Genomic DNA, 1,804 nt, shown 5'->3' on the forward strand with positions numbered 1-1,804 from the left:
CCCTCTCCCCCCCCCCCCCCCCCTTCCCTCCCTTTCCCCCCCCCCCCCCTCCCTGCCCCCCCCCCCCCCCCCCCCCCCCCCCCCCCCGGGCGGGCCCGGGTCGCACCGGTGGTACGAGTGCGGTGCGGGTGCGGGTGTGGTGGTCAGCCGAGGTCGGCGCGCAGGCCCCGGGCGATCCGGTCGGACACGTCCTCGATCCGGCGGAGGACGTATCGGCCGTTGCCGTCGTCCTGCTCGTCGGAGGGGCCCATCGCCCCCAACAACGCCCGGGCGGTGTCGGCGAGTCGGGCGTGCTCGTCGGGCAGCCGGCGCCACGTTCCCGGCGCCCTGTCCATGAGGGCGTCGAACGCCTGGCCGAACGCGAGAACCTCGGGGCGGTGGCGGTGTTCGCGCGAGCCCAGGTGGCCGGCGGTGTGGGTGTAACACCAGCTCTTGAGCAGGCTGAGCAGGTCGTTGCGGTGGTCGAGGTAGCGCTCGGTCGAGGCATAGGGCTGGTCGGTGTCGGTCGGCATGATGCTCCTCCCGGAGGCGGGTGGTGTTCGCGGGTGCGCGGTGGTGGGGTCCGGGCCGCCGCGCGGGCGGCGGCCCGGTCACACCGGTGGTACCGATAGGGGTGCGGGCGTTACGGGTGCGGTGCTACGGGTGTCCGTCGAGGTCGGCGAGCGTCACGTACGCGGTGGCGATGGTGCGCTGGACGATCCGGACGTCGTGGGCGCCGTCGAGCCGGCCGATCGTGTCGATCTGGTCCTGCAGGGCGTCGAGGGTGGCGCAGTCCGGGCTGACGAGGACCTGGTCGGCGGGGGTGGTGGGCAGGCGGTAGGTCACGGCCCAGTCGACGTCGGCGCCGATGACGTTCGCGGCGGACATGGTGGACGTGGAGGTGATCACGACGGGCTCCCGTCGGGAGGTGATGGGGTCGGAATCGGGTGGCGGGGGTCAGAACCAGCGGTCGCAGGTCGCCGTGTGGAATCGGGCCTGGCCGATGTAGGGGCCGGCGACCGCGCGTTCGATCACCTCGTCGGCGTGGTCCGGGTCGAGGACCCGGCCGAGGTCGGCGAGGTTGGTGATCTCGACCATCGGCATCGGCCGGTCGCAGCAGGGGCATTCGCTCACCCAGCACACCGTGAACACGTCCTCCGGAGAGGGCTCGTCGGGGGCGGGCGGCACCCAGAACGTGTGCCGGCGCGTGCCGTCGGGCACGTGGAGGAACCAGATCAGGTCGGGGCCCCGTTCGCGGACGATGACCTCCGGGTCCACCTCGAGCATCCGGGCGAGCATCCGCCACGGCTCGCTGCGGCGCATGTGCGTGAACACGTCCGCGCGGAACAGGCCGTAGGCCTCGTGGGCCCGCAGGGCGCCGATCGCACGCTCCGCGAGCGTGATCGGCACCGGTTCCCGGCCCCGGGCGCATCTCTCGTCCCGCAGCGCCGGCATCCGGGCGCGTATGTCGTCCATGGTGACCGTCACCTCCGGCATCGAAACGGGCGTACTTATCCCGTCGGCCAATTCACGATTCACTACAATTCCGGGCCCTATTCACACGGCCCGTTCGGGCGGTTTTCCCGCCCCCGTTTTCCGGGTACATGAAAAGCATAGCTCGATATCCATGAATTGCACCGCCGTGAATTGCTGGTATTCGGCGAATTCCTCGACCGATTCAGAGCCGGAATACGGAATACGCGACGCTTTCTATCGCGCACCCCCGACCCCGCGACCGAAATCCGGCCGCGCCGGCGGGCCCGGCCGGCGCGGGCGCGGGGCCGGGGCCGGCGCGGGCGCGGGGCCGGCGCGGGCGCGGGGCCGG

Annotated in this window: 3 protein-coding genes; all 3 read right to left on the reverse strand. The window is 72.5% G+C overall.

The genetic code is table 11. The features are described 5' to 3' along the window. Positions 1-143: 143 nt before the first annotated feature. On the reverse strand, positions 144-512 hold the full coding sequence (locus tag ACZ4FV_RS51575) for a hypothetical protein (protein WP_465328343.1): 369 nt from the start codon (positions 510-512) through the stop codon (positions 144-146). Between the two features lie 124 nt (positions 513-636). Next, positions 637-888, reverse strand: a complete 252-nt coding sequence (locus ACZ4FV_RS51580; RefSeq protein ID WP_465328345.1) for a hypothetical protein — start codon at positions 886-888, stop codon at positions 637-639. A gap of 48 nt (positions 889-936) precedes the next feature. Beyond that, complete coding sequence (locus ACZ4FV_RS51585) at positions 937-1,455, reverse strand: hypothetical protein (RefSeq protein ID WP_465328346.1); 519 nt, start codon at positions 1,453-1,455, stop codon at positions 937-939. Between the last annotated feature and the right edge of the window lie 349 nt (positions 1,456-1,804).

The organism is Embleya sp. NPDC025285 (assembly GCF_055558835.1).

Coding starts and splice junctions, on each gene's coding strand:
- ACZ4FV_RS51575 (WP_465328343.1), bottom strand. CDS start 512: ATGCCGACCGACACCGACCAGCCCTATGCCTCGACCGAGCGCTACCTC.
- ACZ4FV_RS51585 (WP_465328346.1), bottom strand. CDS start 1,455: ATGGACGACATACGCGCCCGGATGCCGGCGCTGCGGGACGAGAGATGC.